Annotated in this window: 14 protein-coding genes and 1 tRNA gene; 9 read left to right on the top strand and 6 right to left on the bottom strand. The window is 71.5% G+C overall.

What is annotated here, in order from left to right:
• The 4 genes from ACMV_RS01450 to ACMV_RS01435 all read left to right on the top strand — a co-directional run bounded on the left by ACMV_RS01450 (position 1) and on the right by ACMV_RS01435 (position 2,070).
• The gene (locus tag ACMV_RS01450) at positions 1–963 is read left to right on the top strand and encodes a beta-ketoacyl-ACP synthase III (RefSeq protein WP_013639288.1); all 963 of its coding nucleotides are present in this window, start codon (positions 1–3) and stop codon (positions 961–963) included.
• 81 nt (positions 964–1,044) lie between these two features.
• The gene (locus ACMV_RS01445) at positions 1,045–1,359 is read left to right on the top strand and encodes an integration host factor subunit alpha (protein WP_007421756.1); all 315 of its coding nucleotides are present in this window, start codon (positions 1,045–1,047) and stop codon (positions 1,357–1,359) included.
• Positions 1,356–1,946 carry a MerR family transcriptional regulator gene (locus ACMV_RS01440; RefSeq protein WP_011941399.1) on the top strand — a complete coding sequence of 197 codons (591 nt, stop codon included), beginning with the start codon at positions 1,356–1,358 and terminating at the stop codon, positions 1,944–1,946. The genes ACMV_RS01445 and ACMV_RS01440 overlap by 4 nt, the downstream gene beginning before the upstream one ends.
• A 47-nt stretch (positions 1,947–1,993) precedes the next feature.
• A tRNA-Pro gene (locus ACMV_RS01435) sits at positions 1,994–2,070 on the top strand.
• A gap of 529 nt (positions 2,071–2,599) precedes the next feature.
• Here ACMV_RS01435 and ACMV_RS01430 read toward each other — a convergent pair.
• The 4 genes from ACMV_RS01430 to ACMV_RS01415 are packed head-to-tail and all read right to left on the bottom strand — an operon-like array spanning position 2,600 to position 7,588.
• Positions 2,600–3,928 (bottom strand): dihydroorotase, encoded by a 1,329-nt coding sequence (locus tag ACMV_RS01430; protein WP_013639287.1) that lies wholly within the window; start codon positions 3,926–3,928, stop codon positions 2,600–2,602.
• Positions 3,925–5,670 carry an asparagine synthase (glutamine-hydrolyzing) gene (asnB, locus tag ACMV_RS01425; RefSeq protein WP_013639286.1) on the bottom strand — a complete coding sequence of 582 codons (1,746 nt, stop codon included), beginning with the start codon at positions 5,668–5,670 and terminating at the stop codon, positions 3,925–3,927. The genes ACMV_RS01430 and asnB overlap by 4 nt, the downstream gene beginning before the upstream one ends.
• Complete coding sequence (locus ACMV_RS01420; protein WP_011941396.1) at positions 5,670–6,695, bottom strand: glycosyltransferase; 1,026 nt, start codon at positions 6,693–6,695, stop codon at positions 5,670–5,672. The genes asnB and ACMV_RS01420 overlap by 1 nt, the downstream gene beginning before the upstream one ends.
• A complete protein-coding gene (locus tag ACMV_RS01415; RefSeq protein ID WP_013639285.1) occupies positions 6,692–7,588 on the bottom strand; it encodes a glycosyltransferase family 9 protein in 897 nt (298 codons plus the stop codon). The genes ACMV_RS01420 and ACMV_RS01415 overlap by 4 nt, the downstream gene beginning before the upstream one ends.
• Positions 7,589–7,636: 48 nt before the next feature.
• Here ACMV_RS01415 and ygfZ point away from each other — a divergent pair, with 48 nt between their 5' ends.
• Positions 7,637–8,464, top strand: coding sequence for a CAF17-like 4Fe-4S cluster assembly/insertion protein YgfZ (gene ygfZ / locus ACMV_RS01410; RefSeq protein WP_011941394.1), 828 nt, complete (start codon positions 7,637–7,639; stop codon positions 8,462–8,464).
• Positions 8,461–9,126 carry a glutathione S-transferase gene (locus tag ACMV_RS01405; protein ID WP_013639284.1) on the top strand — a complete coding sequence of 222 codons (666 nt, stop codon included), beginning with the start codon at positions 8,461–8,463 and terminating at the stop codon, positions 9,124–9,126. Before ygfZ ends, ACMV_RS01405 begins: the two co-directional genes overlap by 4 nt.
• A gap of 7 nt (positions 9,127–9,133) precedes the next feature.
• Here ACMV_RS01405 and ACMV_RS01400 read toward each other — a convergent pair whose 3' ends face one another.
• Both ACMV_RS01400 and mbfA read right to left on the bottom strand, forming a co-directional pair.
• Complete coding sequence (locus tag ACMV_RS01400; RefSeq protein ID WP_013639283.1) at positions 9,134–10,090, bottom strand: NAD(P)H-dependent flavin oxidoreductase; 957 nt, start codon at positions 10,088–10,090, stop codon at positions 9,134–9,136.
• A gap of 31 nt (positions 10,091–10,121) precedes the next feature.
• Positions 10,122–11,078, bottom strand: coding sequence for an iron exporter MbfA (gene mbfA, locus ACMV_RS01395; protein WP_011941392.1), 957 nt, complete (start codon positions 11,076–11,078; stop codon positions 10,122–10,124).
• Positions 11,079–11,209: 131 nt separating this feature from the next.
• Here mbfA and ACMV_RS01390 point away from each other — a divergent pair, with 131 nt between their 5' ends.
• Genes ACMV_RS01390 through ACMV_RS01380 form a run of 3 tightly spaced genes read left to right on the top strand, consistent with a single transcriptional unit; the run spans position 11,210 to position 15,458 of the window.
• The gene (locus ACMV_RS01390) at positions 11,210–13,090 is read left to right on the top strand and encodes a tetratricopeptide repeat-containing sulfotransferase family protein (RefSeq protein WP_013639282.1); all 1,881 of its coding nucleotides are present in this window, start codon (positions 11,210–11,212) and stop codon (positions 13,088–13,090) included.
• Complete coding sequence (locus tag ACMV_RS01385; RefSeq protein ID WP_013639281.1) at positions 13,087–14,460, top strand: tetratricopeptide repeat protein; 1,374 nt, start codon at positions 13,087–13,089, stop codon at positions 14,458–14,460. Before ACMV_RS01390 ends, ACMV_RS01385 begins: the two co-directional genes overlap by 4 nt.
• The gene (locus ACMV_RS01380) at positions 14,460–15,458 is read left to right on the top strand and encodes an ABC transporter substrate-binding protein (protein ID WP_013639280.1); all 999 of its coding nucleotides are present in this window, start codon (positions 14,460–14,462) and stop codon (positions 15,456–15,458) included. The genes ACMV_RS01385 and ACMV_RS01380 overlap by 1 nt, the downstream gene beginning before the upstream one ends.
• Positions 15,459–15,550 lie beyond the last annotated feature (92 nt).

The raw sequence follows: 15,550 nt of genomic DNA, 5'->3' as shown, positions 1-15,550 counted from the left end.
ATGCAACGCACCGTTCTCGAAGGGGTCGGCAGCTACCTGCCGGAACGCATCGTCACCAATGACGAGCTCGCGACGCGGATCGACACGTCCGACGCGTGGATCCGCGAGCGCACCGGGATCGGCCAGCGGCACATCGCCGCCGCGCATGAAACCGCGACCTTCATGGGCGCCGAGGCGGCGCGGCGGGCACTTGCCGCCGCCGGCGCTTCGGCCGATTCGGTCGATGCCGTCATCGTCGCGACGTCCACGCCGGACCAGGGCTTTCCGGCCACCGCGGTGAGCATCCAGGCCGCCATCGGCATGACGCGCGGCTTCGCCTTCGATCTCTCGGCCGCCTGCTCGGGCTTCGTCTACGGCGTTTCGGTGGCCGATGCGATGATCCGCGCCGGGCAATGCCGCAGCGCGCTGGTGATCGGCACCGAAGTCTATTCGCGCATCCTCAACTGGGAGGACCGGAGCACCTGCGTGCTGTTCGGCGACGGCGCCGGCGCCGTGCTGCTGCGCGCCGGCACCGGCGAGGACGATCGTGGCGTGATCTCCACCCATATCCATTCAGACGGGCGCTACGGCGACATCCTCTTCATCGACGGGGCGACCGGCCAGGACGACCGGCCGCAGCACCTCGTGATGAACGGGCGCGAGGTGTTCCGCCACGCCGTCAGCAAGCTCGCCGGCGCGGTCGACGAGGCGCTGGCGGCCAACGATCTGACCCAGGCGGATATCGACTGGCTGGTGCCGCACCAGGCCAACCGGCGAATCATCGACGCGATGGGCAAGCGGCTCGGCCTCGCGCCGGAGCAGGTCGTGGTCACGGTTGACCGGCACGCCAATACCTCCGCCGCGTCGATCCCGCTCGCGCTCGACGAGGCTGTGCGCGACGGGCGCATCCGTCGCGGCCATCTCGTGCTGATCGAGGCGCTTGGCGGCGGGCTGACCTGGGGTTCGGCGCTGATCCGCTTCTGAACCGCCGGCGCGCATGGCTCCGGCCGCTGCCCGCAGCCTGTTCCGTGTTGACCCGACAGGCTTTCTTGCTAATCTTGAAAAATGAGCACGTTGACACGCGCAGGTCTGGCTGAGTCGATTTACGCGGCGGTTGGGCTGTCGCGCAATGAATCCGCGGCACTCCTCGAGGCTGTGCTCGACCGCATGAAGCAGGCGCTGGCCGAAGGCGAATCCATCAAGATCAGCGGGTTCGGGACGTTTTCTGTGCGCCAGAAAGGCCGCCGGATCGGGCGCAACCCCAAGACGGGACGTGAAGTGCCGATCCTGCCGCGCCGCGTGCTGGTGTTCCGGCCGAGCCAGATCCTCCGCGACGCCGTCGATACCGGCCAGGTTCCGTCGGCGGCAGGCCAGTCTTGACCGACGAGCCGCATCGCCACGAATCCACGCCGGACGAGCACGGCCGCAACCGGGTCCGCAAATCCGCCGAAGCCTACCGCACGATCAGCGAGGTGGCGGACGAACTGCATGTGCCGCAACATGTGCTGCGGTTCTGGGAAACCAAGTTCCCCCGCATCAAGCCGCTCAAGCGGGGCGGCGGACGGCGCTATTACCGGCCCGACGATGTCCTGCTGCTGCAGCGCATAGCCGACCTGCTCTACATCCAGGGCTACACGATCAAGGGCGTCCAGCGCCTGCTTCGCGAAAGCGGCGGGCTGCTGCATGATGAAATTCCGCCAGCCTCGGAGGAGGAGCGCGCCGCCTCGGCCGCCGAGCGGGCGCGGGCCGACATCCCGGCCCCGCCGGCCCCGCGGCCCGACCGGCTGCCGGAACTGCCGATCGATCCCGCACCGGCGACTTCCAACCCTGGCCACGCGCCCGCTGCCATGCCGGACGCCGACTCGGCGCCACTCGAACGGGCCCGCGCCGCGACCGCGCTCCTGCGCGCGGCAATGGCGAGCGTGCTTGCCGAACTGGAAGACCTGCGTGCCAGCCTCGATAAGTGATGCGGGTCGATTGCCTCGCCCCGCGTCACTTGCTAAGACGCCGGGGTCGGAGCGTAGCGCAGCCTGGTAGCGCATCAGTCTGGGGGACTGGGGGTCGTGGGTTCGAATCCCGCCGCTCCGACCATTGATTTCCAAAAATTTTCCCATTCCCTCCAGGCTCTCATTTTCACGGCGGATCCTGAACGGGTCGCTGTTTCGGCGAGCGTGGAAGCCGGCTGAATTGAGCCCTGCTGGCGCGAATGACGTCCGCAATGTCTGATCGGTCCAGATCATCGAGCTTCGGCGTTCCGGTTGCAAATGGCTCGCCTGATGCTCCAGGGCACGATCCGCCGCCGGCGCGCCCTCGCAAAGGAACCAAGTCTCCCGGACAATAAGCTGGATCGGCCCGGCCGAACCGGCCGGCCAGGCAACAGCAGGACTGCATCGCGCCGGTGGCCCCCGGCAGCCGCGTGCTGGCCGCGAGCGATGCCGAGACTCGACTCTCACCGCGCCTACTGGCCACTGCTGTTCGGCGACTCCGCGCAATATTCGGTCATCGTCCGGCGCGGCGCGGCATCTCGGCGGCTTCATGCCGGGGCGGCTCAGGCTGGTCGATCGCTCGGCCTACTGCGCCCTGTTCGAAATCCGCCACGCCGGCAGCGTCGACGGTGCGGCTACGAGCGGAAGGTAACCGAACGGCCGGCGGGCGAGCCCTGCACCGCGCCGTCGCGCATCGCGACCTGGCCGCGGATGATCGTCATCACCGGCCACCCGGTGACGCGCTCGCCCTCGAACGGCGACCAGCCGCAGGGGCTGGCGAGCCAGCCCGCCTCGATGCGCTGCTGGCGGCGCAGGTCGACCAGGGTGAAATCGGCGTCATAGCCGGCGGCGATCCGCCCCTTGCCGACCGCGCCGTAGATCCGCGCCGGCCCGGCCGCCATGAGATCGACCAGCCGGGTCAGCTTCAGCCGCCCCTTCGCCACCTGGTCGAGCATCACCGGGACCAGCGTCTGCACGCCGGTCAGCCCGGCCGCGGTTTCGGGCCAGGGGCGCTCCTTCGCGGCGCGGGGATGCGGCGCGTGGTCGGAGCCGATCGTGTCCACCAGCCCGTCCGCCACCGCGCGCCATGCCGCCTCGACATGGCGCCGATCGCGGATCGGCGGGTTCATCACCGCATAGGCGCCGAGCCGGTCATAGGCGTCGGGCGCCATCTGGGTCAGGTGGTTGACCAGCACCTCGACGCTGGCGACATCGCGGAAATCGCGCAGATAGGCGAATTCCTCCTCGGTCGAGACGTGCAGGATATGCGCCGGGCGGCCGGTGCGGCGGGCGAGCGCCATGATCCGCCGCGTGCCCAGCGCCGCGCATTCCGGATCGCGCCAGATCGCGTGGTTCGCATAGGCCATGCCGGTGGAAAATTCGCCGCGCCGCGCCTGCAGGCGGTATTCGTCCTCGGAATGGAAGGCGATCCGCCGCCTTCCGGCGCGCATCACGCGCTCGATCGAGGCATCGTCCTCGACCAGCAGGTTGCCGGTGGAGGAACCGGCGAAAACCTTGATCGCGCAGACGCCGGATTCGGCCTCAAGGGCGGCGAGTTCGCCGATATTGTCCTTCGTCGCGCCGACATAGAGGCCGACATCGCACCAGGCCCGGCCGGCGAGCGACTCCCGCTTCGCCGCCAGCGCCGCCTGCCCGGTGGCCGGCGTGCCGGTGTTCGGCATGTCGAAGATCGCGGTGATGCCGCCGAGCACGGCGCCGCGCGTGCCGGTTTCCATCGTCTCGACCGCCGGCAGCTCGCCGCTGCCGGAATCGCGGAAATGCACATGCGGGTCGATCAGCCCGGGCAGGACGTGCAGGCCGCGGGCGTCGATCGTCTCGGCCGCATCCCCGGTGGCAGCGAGGGTGGCGATTCGGCCGTCCCGCACGCCGATCCGCCCGGTCGCCTCGCCCCAGGGCAGGATCAGCGTGCCGTTCTCGATGATCAGGTCGTAGCGCTCGGTCATGCCCGTTCTCCCAGTATTTCGAACACATCGCCATCGACGGCGCCGCCCAGCCCGTGACGATGATGCCACAAGGCGAGGAACAGCAGCCGCCAGCATGCCACGCCGGCCCGGCGGTCGGCCGCGCGGGCGAACAGGTCGCGCACCCGCGCCGGGTCCGCAACCTCGGCGATGACCGGCGCGCGCGCGACCAGCTCGCCGAGGCGCTGGCCCTGCCCGGCAATCCAGGCGGCGACCGGCACATCGAACCCCTGCTTGCGGGCGAAGGGACGCGCCGCCGGCAGGTTCGCCTCCAGCCATTTGCGCAGCAGATATTTGCCAAGCCCCCGGCGCGCCCGCAGCCGGTCCGGCAGGGCGAAGGCGAAGCGCGCCACCTCGCGGTCGAGGAAGGGCGTGCGGCCCTCGACGCCATGCGCCATGAGGCAGCGATCGAGCTTGAGCAGCAGATCGTCGGGCAGCCAGGTCGCCACATCCTCGCGCTGCGCGCGGGCGAGGCCGCTGCCGCTTGCCGCCTGCCGCGCCCGCAGGAGACCGGCGCGCCAGCCCTCGCCGCGATCGCGCAGCAGGTCGAGCCCGTCGAACGCGCCGCGGGCGCGCATCGGCCGGGCGAAGGGCCAGGGCCGCGCCGCCGCGCGATAGCGGCCGTAGCCGGCGAACATCTCGTCCCCGCCCTCGCCGGACAGCACGACCTTGACGCTCCCGCGCGCGTGGCGGGCGAGGAACCATGTGGGGATGATCGCATAATCGGCGGCCGGGTCGTCCATCGCGGCGACGATGGCGGGCAGGTGCCGCCAAGTCATCGTCTCGGTGATCTCGATCCGCTCGTGCCGGGCGCCGACGGCGCGGGCCGTCGCCTCGGCATCGTCGCGCTCGTCGGCCACCGTGGCGCGGTCGAACCCGGCGGTGAAGGCGAGCACCGGCGTCTCGTTCAGCCGCGCCATCAGGGCGAGGATCGCGGCGCTGTCGATCCCGCCCGAGAGGAACATGCCATACGGCACGTCGCTGCGCTGGTGCAGCTCGACCGATTGCGCCAGCACGGCATCGAGCGCGACGAGGGCCGCATCCTCGTCGCGCGGCGCCTCGCCCGGCTCGATCGGCGGATGGTCGAGCAGTGCCGCCTCGGCGCCATCGCGCAGGGTGAGCAGCGCGCCGGGCGGCACCCGCTCGATCCCGGTGAAGACGGTTGCGGTGCCGGCGGTGAATTGCAGTTGCAGCAGCTCGACGAGGCGCGCCGTGTCGATCCGCCGCGTCGCGAGCCCGGCGGCGAGCAGCGCCTGCGGCTCGGAGGCGAAGGCGGTGCCCTGGTCGGCGGCGCAGCGATAGAGCGGCTTGATTCCGAACGGATCGCGCGCCAGCGTCACCACGCCGCGCTCGGAATCATCGATCGCGAGCGCATACATCCCGCGCAGCAGCGGCACGAAATCCGCCTCGGCGCGGGCAAGATGCAGCGGCGGCTCGCAATCGCTGCCGGTGCGGAAGGGCACAAGCGGCAGGGCGGCGCGCAATTCGCGGTTGTTGTAGATCTCGCCATTGCCGATCAGCGCGGCACCGGCACCGAACAGCGGCTGGTCGCCGGTCGCGAGATCGACAATGGCGAGGCGGGTATGCACCAGCGCCGCGCGCTCGCTGACATGGGTGCCCGCACCATCCGGCCCGCGATGGGCCAGCGCGCGGGCGAGCGCCGCGAGGGTTTCCGGCGCGATCCGCGCCCCCGGCTTCAGCGCGAGTCCGGCGATGCCGCACATCAGCGCCGCACCCCGGCGAGGTAGTCGCGCCAGGTTGCCATCACGACCGGGGCGGCGAACTCCGCCTCGAACCGCGCCCGTCCGGCGGCGGCGAGATCGGCGCGGCGGGCCGGATCGGCGAGCAGGGCCGCGATCGCGGCGGAGAGAGATTGCGTGTCGCCGAGCGGCACCAGCGCACCGTCCACCCCGTCGCGGATGATTTCGCGCGGCCCCTCGGCGGCGACCGCCACCACCGGGGTCGCTGCGGAGAACGCCTCCAGCACCATGTTGCCCAGCGGTTCATGGCGCGAGGACGAGACGAACAGGTCGGCCGTGCGCAGCAGCGCGCCGACATCGCGCCGCCAGCCGGCGAGATGGACCCGCCCGCCAAGCCCGCGCGCGGCGACCAGCGCCTCCAGCGCGGCGCGTTCCGGCCCCTCCCCGGCGATCACCAGATGCGCGCCGGCAACCGGCTCGATCGCGCGGATCAGATCGTCGAATCCCTTGACCTCGTGCAGCCGGCCGAGGGCGAGAACCAGCGGTGCCGCCGCTGGCACGCCGAGCCCCTCGCGCGCGGCCGGCGCCTCGGCGGCGAAATCGGCCACGAAATTGGGAAGATAGGCGATGCGCTCGCGCGGCCAGCCCTGCTCGCCGATCCAGCGCACGATATCGCGCGTGTTGCCGACCAGATGATCGCAGCGGCGGAAATATTTCAGCGGATAATAGCCGCCGAGCCGGCCGACCAGCGCCCAGTCGCCGCGCGGCGCGTGAAAGGCGGCGCGGCTCATCCAGGCCATCGCCACCTCGGCGCCGAAGCCGCGCAGCGCCGCCCCCGCGCGCGGGCGGGTGAGACAATCGAGCGGCCCGCCATAACGCAGGCCAACCGGGTCGAGCCCCGCCGCGCGCAACAGGTTCATCCGCGCCGGATCGGGGCGGATCACCGGCAGCACCGCCTCGCCGGCCTCGTGCAGCGCCAGCGTCATCCGCTCGAAGAAGAGTTCGGCGCCGCCGTTCGCGGCACCGGCCATCAGCTGGGCGACCCTCATGCCGTCCCCACCCGCGCGGCGAGTTCGCGCGCCGCCGCGATCACCGATTCCACGCTCAATCCCTCCATCGGCGCCTCGCCCTCCAGGCCCGGCGCCGCGACGAAGCCGGCGCAGCGGCCCGCGGGCGCGTATTCCGAGGCGCGGGAGCGGCCGAACAGGCCGAGCGTCGGCGTGCCGGCGGCAGCGGCAAGGTGCATCAGCCCGGAATCGTTGCCGACGAACAGGGCGCAGCGGGCGAGGCAGGCGGCGGCCTCCACCACCGAAACGCGGCCGACGAGGTCGATCGCGCCGGGCAGCGCCGCGAGCACCGGGGCGGCGCGCGCCGCCTCGGCCTCGCCCGGGCCGCCGAAGACGGCGATTCGCCGATAGTCCAGCGCGCGGGCCAGTGCGACGAAGCGCTCGGCCGGCCAGATCTTGCCGTCCCAATTCGCGGTCGGGCCGAGGCCGAGCACCGGCGCGCCCTCGGGCAGCAGGCCGGTCGCGATGGCGCGGTCCTGAGGCGCGGTCCAGACCACCGGCAACGGCGCCGGATCAAACCCGCAGGAGGCGCCGATCTGCCGGTAGCGCCGGCCCGGCCGACGGCCGCCGCGCACCACGATCCGCCGCCCGGCGCGCAGCGTGTAGGCCAGCGCCGAGCCGCGAAAATCCACCACCACCTCCCAGCGATCGCGCACCAGCCGGCTCCAGAGCGAGAGCCAGTGGCGATCCTGACGCTGCTTCTCGAAGATGATCAGCCGTTCCAGCCCCGGCAGGCGCGCGAACACGCCGGCGGAAGCGGCGCCGCAGGCCACCGTCAGCCGCGCGCCCGGATGATCGTGCCGGATGCGCTCCATCGCGCCCGAGGCGATCACCGCGTCGCCGATGCGGGACGAGGTTATGAACAGGATTCTCATGCTCCCGAGGCTCTAGCACGGCTTGCCGCCGCACGGCCAAGGGGCCACATGCCGGTCATGACGACGATCGCATATCTTCCCGCGCGCGGCGTGATCGGGATCGAGGGGCCCGACCGCGTCGCCTTCCTCCAGGGCCTCGTGTCGAACGACGTGACGAAGGCGGAACCGGGCCGGGCCGTCTGGTCCGCGCTGCTGACGCCGCAGGGGCGCTACCTGGCCGAGTTCTTCATTCTCACCGACGGCGAGTCGCTCCTGCTGGATGCGCCGGGCGTGGCGGTTCCGGACCTGATCCGCCGGCTGTCGCGCTTCCGGCTGCGCAGCCAGGTGGCGCTGCGCGACCGGTCGGACGAATTCGCGGTGCATGCCGCATGGGGCGGCGCGCCGTCCGCCCCCGGCGCGATCGTCGCCGCCGATCCGCGTCTGCCCGCAGCCGGCCACAGGCTCCTCGCGCCGGCGCCGCTGGCCGGAGCGGCGGATGAAACCGCCTATCGCGCGCACCGGCTGGCGCTCGGCCTGCCCGACCATGACGATCTCGAACCGGAAAAGACCCTGCTGATGGAAGCCGGCTTCGGCGATCTGCACGGGATCGACTGGGACAAGGGCTGCTACATGGGGCAGGAACTCACCGCCCGCACCCGCTACCGGGGGCTGGTGAAGCGCCGGCTCGTCCCGGTCGATGCCGAAGCGGACCTGCCCGCCGCCGGGGCGATCACCGCCGGTGAGCGCGAAGTGGGCACGCTGCGGACGAGCCTCGGCCGGCGCGGCCTCGCGCTGCTGCGGCTCGATGCGCTGGATGCCAGGCTGAGTCTCGACGGCATCGCGCTGACGCCCGACATTCCATCCTGGATGACCCTGCCGGAGACCGCGACCCCATGATCGTCGTTCATCATCTCGAAGCGTCGCGCTCGCAGCGCGTGCTCTGGCTGCTCGAGGAACTCGGCCTCGAATACGAGGTGCAGCGCTATGACCGCGACCGGAAGACGAGGCTTGCCCCGCCGTCGCTGCGCGCGGTGCATCCGCTCGGCAAATCCCCCGTCATCACCGATGGCGGGATCACCGTCGCCGAGACCGGCGCGATCGTCGAATATCTCATCGGCACCTACGGCAAGGGGCGGCTGATCCCGCCCGAAGGGACCGACGAGCGGCGCCGCTACACCTACTGGCTGCACCACGCCGAGGGGTCGGCGATGCCGTTCCTGGTGATGAAGCTGGTGTTCGACGAAATGCCCAAGCAGGCGCCCTTCGTGCTCAAGCCGCTGATGCGCGCCATTGGCAACAAGGTGGGCGATGCGTTTCTCGACCCCAATCTCGGCGCCAATATCCGGTTCTGGGAAGACGCGCTGGCCAACTCCGCCTGGTTCGCCGGCGATGCGCCGACCGGCGCCGACATCATGATGAGCTTCCCGATCGAGGCGGCGAACACAAGGGGGCTGCTGCGCGGCAATTACCCGCGGCTCAACGCCTTCCTCGCGGCGATCCACGCGCGGCCGGCGTGGCAGCGGGCGCTGGAGCGCGGCGGCCCCTACCCGTTCGCCTGAGCCGCGCTCAGCCGCACAGGGCGGCGCGCGCCGCGCGGTATTCGGCGATCAGCCGCGCGACCCGCTCGCCTGCCGGCAGCACGGCATCGACCGCGCCGATCCCCTGCCCCGAGCCCCAGATGTCCTTCCACGCCTTGGCCTTCGCGCCCTCGTGGAAATTCATCGCCGAGGCATCGCTCTGCGGCAGGTTGTCGGGATCGAGGCCGGCGGCGACGATGCTCGGGCGCAGGTAGTTGCCATGCACGCCGGTGAAGAGATTGGTGTAGACGATGTCTTCCGCGCCGCTGGCGACGATCGCCTGCTTGTAGGCACTGGCCGCGTTGGCCTCCTCGGTGGCGATGAAGGCCGAGCCGATATAGGCGAAATCGGCCCCCATCGCCTCGGCGGCGAGCACGGCGCGGCCGGTCGCGATCGCGCCGGACAGAGCGAGCGGCCCCTGGAACCAGGTGCGGATTTCCTGCACCAGCGCGAAGGGCGAGAGCGTGCCGGCATGGCCGCCGGCGCCGGCGGCCACGGCGATCAACCCGTCCGCCCCTTTCTCGACCGCCTTGCGGGCGAAGCGGTCGTTGATGATGTCATGCAGCACGATGCCGCCATAGCCATGCACCGCCTGGTTCACCTCCGGCCGCGCGCCGAGCGAGGTGATGACCAGCGGCGCGCGGTATTTCACGCAGAGTTCGAGATCCTGTTCGAGCCGCGCGTTGGAACGGTGCACGATCTGGTTGACCGCGAACGGCGCCGCCTTGCGGTCCGGATGATCGCGGTCCCACGCCGCCAGGGTTTCGGTGATTTCCGCCAGCCATTCGTCGAGTTGGGAGGCCGGCCGGGCGTTCAGCGCCGGAAACGAGCCGACGATGCCGGCGATGCACTGGGCGATGACCAGTTTCGGGTTGGAGATGATGAAAAGCGGCGACCCGATCACCGGAATCGCCAGCCTGTTTCGAAGATCCTGTGCGGCGCTCATCCCCCGACTGTGCCGAGGGTTTCCCTAAACGTCAACTACTGCCGATCGCAACGCCCACGGCGAAGACGATGGCCCCGCCGAGTGCGACCTGAAGCGCCGCCTGCAGCGGCGGCGTGTCCATGTATTTGGTGCGAATCCACGAAATCGCCGCGAGTTCGACGACGACGACGGCGAAGGCCAGCACCATCGCGGTCCAGAAATTCGGGATGAGGAAGGGCAGTGTGTGGCCGAGGCCGCCCAGCGTCGTCATCGCGCCGGTGATCGCGCCGCGCATCAGTGGCGAGCCGCGGCCGGTGAGGCTGCCATCGTCCGAGAGCGCCTCGGCGAAACCCATGGAGATGCCGGCGCCGAGCGAGGCGGCGATGCCGACGATGAAGGCCTGCCAAGGACTGCCGGAGGCGAAGGCGGCGGCGAAGACCGGCGCCAGGGTGGAGACCGACCCGTCCATCAGCCCGGCGAGACCGGGCTGGACGTAGCGCAGCACGAAGTTGCGCCGCGCCGTGTCGTCCTCGGCGGAGCGGACTTCCTCGGTCAGGTTCTCGCGCGCGAGACGGTCGGCGAGACGCTCGTGATCGGCCTCCGCCTCGGCGAGGTCGCCGAGCAGCTTGCGCGTTGCGGTGTCGCTCGTACGGCTGGCGGCGAGGCGATAGAAATTCTGGGTTTCCGCCTCCATGCTCTCGGCGAGCTTGCGCACATCGTTGATCGAGGGCGTCGGCAGCTGCCAGACCGGCTTGCGGGCAAGGAAGCCGCGCACGTCCTGCCGGCGGATCAGCGGGATATGGTCGCCGAATTTCTGCTGGTAGAGGTCGATCAGCGAGCGGCGGTGTTCGCTCTCCTCCGCCGCCATCTCCGAAAACACCTTCGCCGAGGCCGGATAATCGGTCCGCAGCGATTCGGCGATGTCGGCGTAGATCCGGCCGTCCTCTTCCTCGGCGCCGATCGCCAGGGCCAGGATTTCGCGGTCGGACAGTTCTGAAAAGTTGCGCATGCGCAAGACATGGCGGCACCGCCGGACAAGGTCAAGGTCCTTGTTTTACTTGAGATTTATTTGCAATTGAGGGTGTCCGGCCGAGGCGGCCCGGCCCTTGCGCGGGACCGCAAACCCTGCATGATCCGCCCATGAGCGCCGCATCGCCCTCTCCGGCTCCCCGCCCCGATCCCGCTCCGTGTGCCTGCGGGTCCGGGCTGCGGGCGCGGCGGTGCTGCGCGCTCGATGGCGGCGGACCGCCGGACCCCGCCCATCACGCACTGGTCGCGCCGCAAGTGGAGCAGGCGCGCGCGGCGCGGACCGCCGGGCGCAACCGCGAGGCCGAACGCCTGCTGCTGCAGGTGCTCGATCTCGCCCCGCTGCATCGCGAGGCGCTGCGCCTGCTCTACGAGATTCGCCACGCCGAGCGGCGGATTCCGGCGGCCATCGCCCTCGTTGCGCGCATCGCCGCGCTGCCGCCGGAGACGCCGGCGGCGCACGTCCAGCACGCCCAGCTCCTGATCGGGCAGGGCCGGCACGCCGAGGCCGAGGCGCCGGCGCGACGCGCACTGCTGCTCGCCCCGCGCGACCCGTCGGTGCATCACCTGCTCGGCATGATCCAGACCGAAACCGGCCGCCCGACCTCCGGCGAGCGGCATTACCGCATGGCCGAGGCGCTGATCGAGGCGCCGAACCCGACGCTGCTCGGCAATCTCGCCTGGAATCTGCGCCAGCAGGGCCGGCTCGACGAGGCGGCGGCGGTCTACGGGCAGGCGTTGTCCGGAACTGTCCGGCCGGTACGCGCTCTGGCCGGGCTGGCGCAGGTCGAGGCCGGGCGCGGCCGGTTCGACGCGGCGGAAGCGCTGCTGGCCGAAGCCGTGACGTCCGCCGCCGCCCCGGGCGACCGCATGGTCGCGGCCCTGATCGCGCTGTCCCGGCTGCGTGCGGGCGATGCCGAGGCCGCGCTCGACCGCATCGCGGCCACCGAGGCGGCAATCGCGCCGCAACCGCTGCTCACCACCGAACTGGCGATGCGCGGCCGCGCGCTGGAACGCCTCGGCCGCCACGACGAGGCCTGGGCCGCCTATCTTGCCGGCCGCGACTTCCAGCGCGAACGCGCCCGCCGCCGGTTCGATCCCGCGCCGATCGAGGCCCGGCTCGCCGGCATCCGCGAAACGTTCAGGGCCGACCGTCTGGCAGGGCTGCCGCGGCCGGCGCCCGTGGCGAACGCGCCGGTGCCGGTCTTCCTGCTCGGCGCGCCGCGCTCCGGATCGTCCCTGCTGGAACACCTGCTGGCCCAGGCGACGGAGATCGACCCCGCGGACAACCGCGCGCCGCTGCCCGGCCTCGGGCGGCTGCTGCCCAGGCTGGTCGAGGGGTTTGGCGGGCCGACGCTCGACTTTCCGGCCGCCCTCGAGGGCACGGTTGCCGGCGAGGCGCAGGACATTCCGGCCATTCTCGCCAGCCGCTATGTCGCCCTGATCCGCGCCGCCGGCATTGTCGGGCCGCAGGCGCGGTTCGTGACCGACCGCCATCCCGAACTGCCCTGGCTGCTCGGCCTCGCCAACACGCTGTTCCCGGGGGCGCCGGTGATCCATGTGCTGCGCCACCCCCTCGACGTGGTACTGTCCGGCTTCGCGCAGGACCGGCTTTACGAGGGCAATGCCGGCGTGACGCTGGCCAGCCTCGCCCGGCTCTACGACGCGCAGATGAACGCCATCGCCCATGTCCGCGGACAGACCACCATGCGCTACCTGCCCGTCCGCTACGAGGATCTCGTCACCGACACGGAGGCGACGCTGCGCCGCGTGCTCGACTTCATCGGCCTGGCCGCCGACCCCGCCGCGATGATCACCGCCCCGCCGCGCGCCGTCCCGCGCGTTCCGGCCTATCGCGCCGAGCTGGAGCCGCCGCATCGCCGGGGTGTGTTCCGCCACCGCCGCTTCGGCGACGTCTTCGGCGAGGCGATGCCGGTTCTCGCCCCCTGGATCGAGCGCCTCGGCTATGCCGCGACGCCGGAGGGCGCGGCATGAGCGCCGCGCCGCAACCGACGGCGAAGATCACGGTCGGCGAGGTGCTGGCCGAGATCACCGCGCTCGAACGGGACGGCAGGCTGGAGGACGCCGAATCGCTCGCCGAGCGCGCGGTCGCCGCCTCGCCCGGGCATCCGCACATCCTGCATCTCTCGGGGATCGTCGCCTACCGGCGCGGCAACATCCCGCGCGCGATCGAGCGGATCGAGAAATCCCTCGTCCTGGCGCCGGAGGTCGCGATCTATCCGCGCAACGCCTGCGAGATCTATCGCGGCGCCGGGCGGCTCGACGACGCGCTGGCGATGGCGTTGCGCGCCGTCGAACTCGCGCCGGAGGAGCGCGCCGCGCATTTCAATCTCGCCCTGATCCGCTACGAGCGCCACGAGCTGGACGCAGGCATCGAGGCGGCCGACCGCGCCATCGCGCTTTCACCTGATTTCGCCGAGGCGCATTTCGAGCGCGCCGAGCTGCTGCTGATCGGCGGAAGGCTGACGGAAGGCTGGGAGAGCTACGAATGGCGCTTCAAGCTGAAGCAGGCCGACGGCATGCTGCCGAAGACCGACAAGCCGCAATGGGACGGCAGCCCGATGCCGGAGGGGCGGCTGCTGCTGGTCGCCGACCAGGGCTTCGGGGACTGCATCCAGTTCGGCCGCTATATCCCCTGGGTCGCGGCGCGCGCGCCGAAGCCGGTGATCGCCTGTGGCGGCGATCTCATGCCGCTGCTGCGGCAGTTCACCGAGGTGGGCCGGTTCGCGAACAGCTGGGCCGCCGCCGGCGAGTATGACGCCTTCATGCCGCTCTCCGGGCTGCCGCGCCTCGCCGGCACGACGATCCCGACGATTCCGGCGGACATCCCCTATCTGCGGGCCGATCCGCGCAAGGTGGAGGCGTGGCGCCAGCGCCTCGCCGCGCTGGTGCCGCCGGGGCTGAAGCGCATCGGCCTGGTCTGGGCCGGGCGGCCGACCCACAAGAACGACCGCAAGCGCACGGTGCGGCTGGAGCGTTTCGCGCCGCTGTTCGCGCGGCCGGACATCGCGATCGTCACCGTGCAGAAAGGCGACCGGATCGACGAGGTGGGCGGGTATTTCGGCCCGGCGCCGCTGGTCAATCTCGGGCCGTCGATCTTCGATTTCACCGATACGCTGGCGATCCTGCAATGCCTCGACCGGCTGGTGACGATCGACACCTCCGTCGCTCATCTGGCCGGCGCCTCGGGCGTGCCGACCTCGATCATCCTGCCCTATGCGCCCGACTGGCGCTGGCTGCTGGACCGCGAGGACACGCCCTGGTACCCGTCGCTGCGCCTGTTCCGCCAGGAGCGCCCCTCCGACTGGTCCGGCGTCGTCGAACGGGTTGCCGGGAGTCTCTGATGCACCGTCTCGCTCCGCTTGTTCTCGCCTGCCTGCTCGGCATGCCCTTCGCCGCGCACGCCGCATCGCTCACGCTGTATTCGCGGCTTGATTATGCGCCCGCCGTCGCCCGCGCCTTCACCGCGAAGACCGGTATCGCCGTGCGCGTGCGCCGCCCGCCGCCGACCGGCCTCGCCGACCGGATCGAGCGCGAGGGCGCGCACCCGCGATGGGCGCTCGCCTGGTTCGCCGGCACGCCGAACGCCGTGGCCCTCGACGCGCGGGGGCTGCTGGCGCGCCATCTGCCGGTGCCGGCCGGCCTCTCGCCCCGCGCCGCCGCCCTCATTCCGGCGGATGGCAGCGCAATCCCGACCGGACTCGAACTCGGCGGCGTGGTGCTGATGTCGAAATCGGCGCCGTTCACGCCGCCGCTGCACTGGCACGGCCTGCTCGCGCCGGCCCGCCGCGGACTCACGGGCATGGCCGACCCGACGACGGACGACGCAGCCTGGGGCGGCCTCGCGAGCCTGCTGGCCACCGAGGGCTGGCCGGACGGGCGCCGCTTCGTCACCGCGCTCGGCGGCGCCGGGCTGCATATCTACGCCACCACGGCGGACACCGTCGCCGCCCTGCGCAGCGGGGCCATCCAGCTCGCCCTCGTCCGCTCCGCCGTGGCCTTCCACGTCGCTTCCCGGATCGATCCCTCGCTCGAAGCCGTCGTGCCGGCTCCAGCCGTGCTGATGCCGAGCCTGATCGTGATGCCGCGGCACATGACGCCGGCCTTGCGGCGGGGGGCGGCGGCATTCATCGCCTTTGCCTGCTCGCCCGCCGGCCAGCGCGCGGCGCTCGCGTCCGACGACATGGATTCAGCCTTCTGGCCGGTGAACGCGACGGTGCCGCCGCCGCCAGGCCTGCCGGACCTCGCCGCCCTCGCCCCGCGCGATCCGGCCGCGGTCGCCGCCAACCCGCTGCCGGCGATCGCCTGGTTCGCGCGCGAAATGGTCGGCCCCGGCCTCTGACACCGCGAAGGCGGGCCGGGGGTCTTGCATCGCCCCCGACCGCAAGCGATAAACGCTTAACCAATGGTGCAGGCTGCGGCCATCCAAGCGGA

This window comes from Acidiphilium multivorum AIU301, assembly GCF_000202835.1.
Lineage (GTDB): Bacteria > Pseudomonadota > Alphaproteobacteria > Acetobacterales > Acetobacteraceae > Acidiphilium > Acidiphilium multivorum.
Note: the sequence above shows the minus strand (reverse complement) of the source record. Positions and strands in the feature narration are given on the sequence as shown.

Bases quoted from the DNA above. Each gene is read 5' to 3' on its own strand.
- ACMV_RS01450 (WP_013639288.1), top strand. From the start codon at position 1: ATGCAACGCACCGTTCTCGAAGGGGTCGGCAGCTACCTGCCGGAACGC.
- ACMV_RS01445 (WP_007421756.1), top strand. From the start codon at position 1,045: ATGAGCACGTTGACACGCGCAGGTCTGGCTGAGTCGATTTACGCGGCG.
- ACMV_RS01430 (WP_013639287.1), bottom strand. From the start codon at position 3,928: ATGACCGAGCGCTACGACCTGATCATCGAGAACGGCACGCTGATCCTG.
- asnB (WP_013639286.1), bottom strand. From the start codon at position 5,670: ATGTGCGGCATCGCCGGACTCGCGCTGAAGCCGGGGGCGCGGATCGCG.
- ACMV_RS01420 (WP_011941396.1), bottom strand. From the start codon at position 6,695: ATGAGGGTCGCCCAGCTGATGGCCGGTGCCGCGAACGGCGGCGCCGAA.
- ACMV_RS01415 (WP_013639285.1), bottom strand. From the start codon at position 7,588: ATGAGAATCCTGTTCATAACCTCGTCCCGCATCGGCGACGCGGTGATC.
- ygfZ (WP_011941394.1), top strand. From the start codon at position 7,637: ATGCCGGTCATGACGACGATCGCATATCTTCCCGCGCGCGGCGTGATC.
- ACMV_RS01405 (WP_013639284.1), top strand. From the start codon at position 8,461: ATGATCGTCGTTCATCATCTCGAAGCGTCGCGCTCGCAGCGCGTGCTC.
- ACMV_RS01400 (WP_013639283.1), bottom strand. From the start codon at position 10,090: ATGAGCGCCGCACAGGATCTTCGAAACAGGCTGGCGATTCCGGTGATC.
- mbfA (WP_011941392.1), bottom strand. From the start codon at position 11,078: ATGCGCAACTTTTCAGAACTGTCCGACCGCGAAATCCTGGCCCTGGCG.
- ACMV_RS01390 (WP_013639282.1), top strand. From the start codon at position 11,210: ATGAGCGCCGCATCGCCCTCTCCGGCTCCCCGCCCCGATCCCGCTCCG.
- ACMV_RS01385 (WP_013639281.1), top strand. From the start codon at position 13,087: ATGAGCGCCGCGCCGCAACCGACGGCGAAGATCACGGTCGGCGAGGTG.
- ACMV_RS01380 (WP_013639280.1), top strand. From the start codon at position 14,460: ATGCACCGTCTCGCTCCGCTTGTTCTCGCCTGCCTGCTCGGCATGCCC.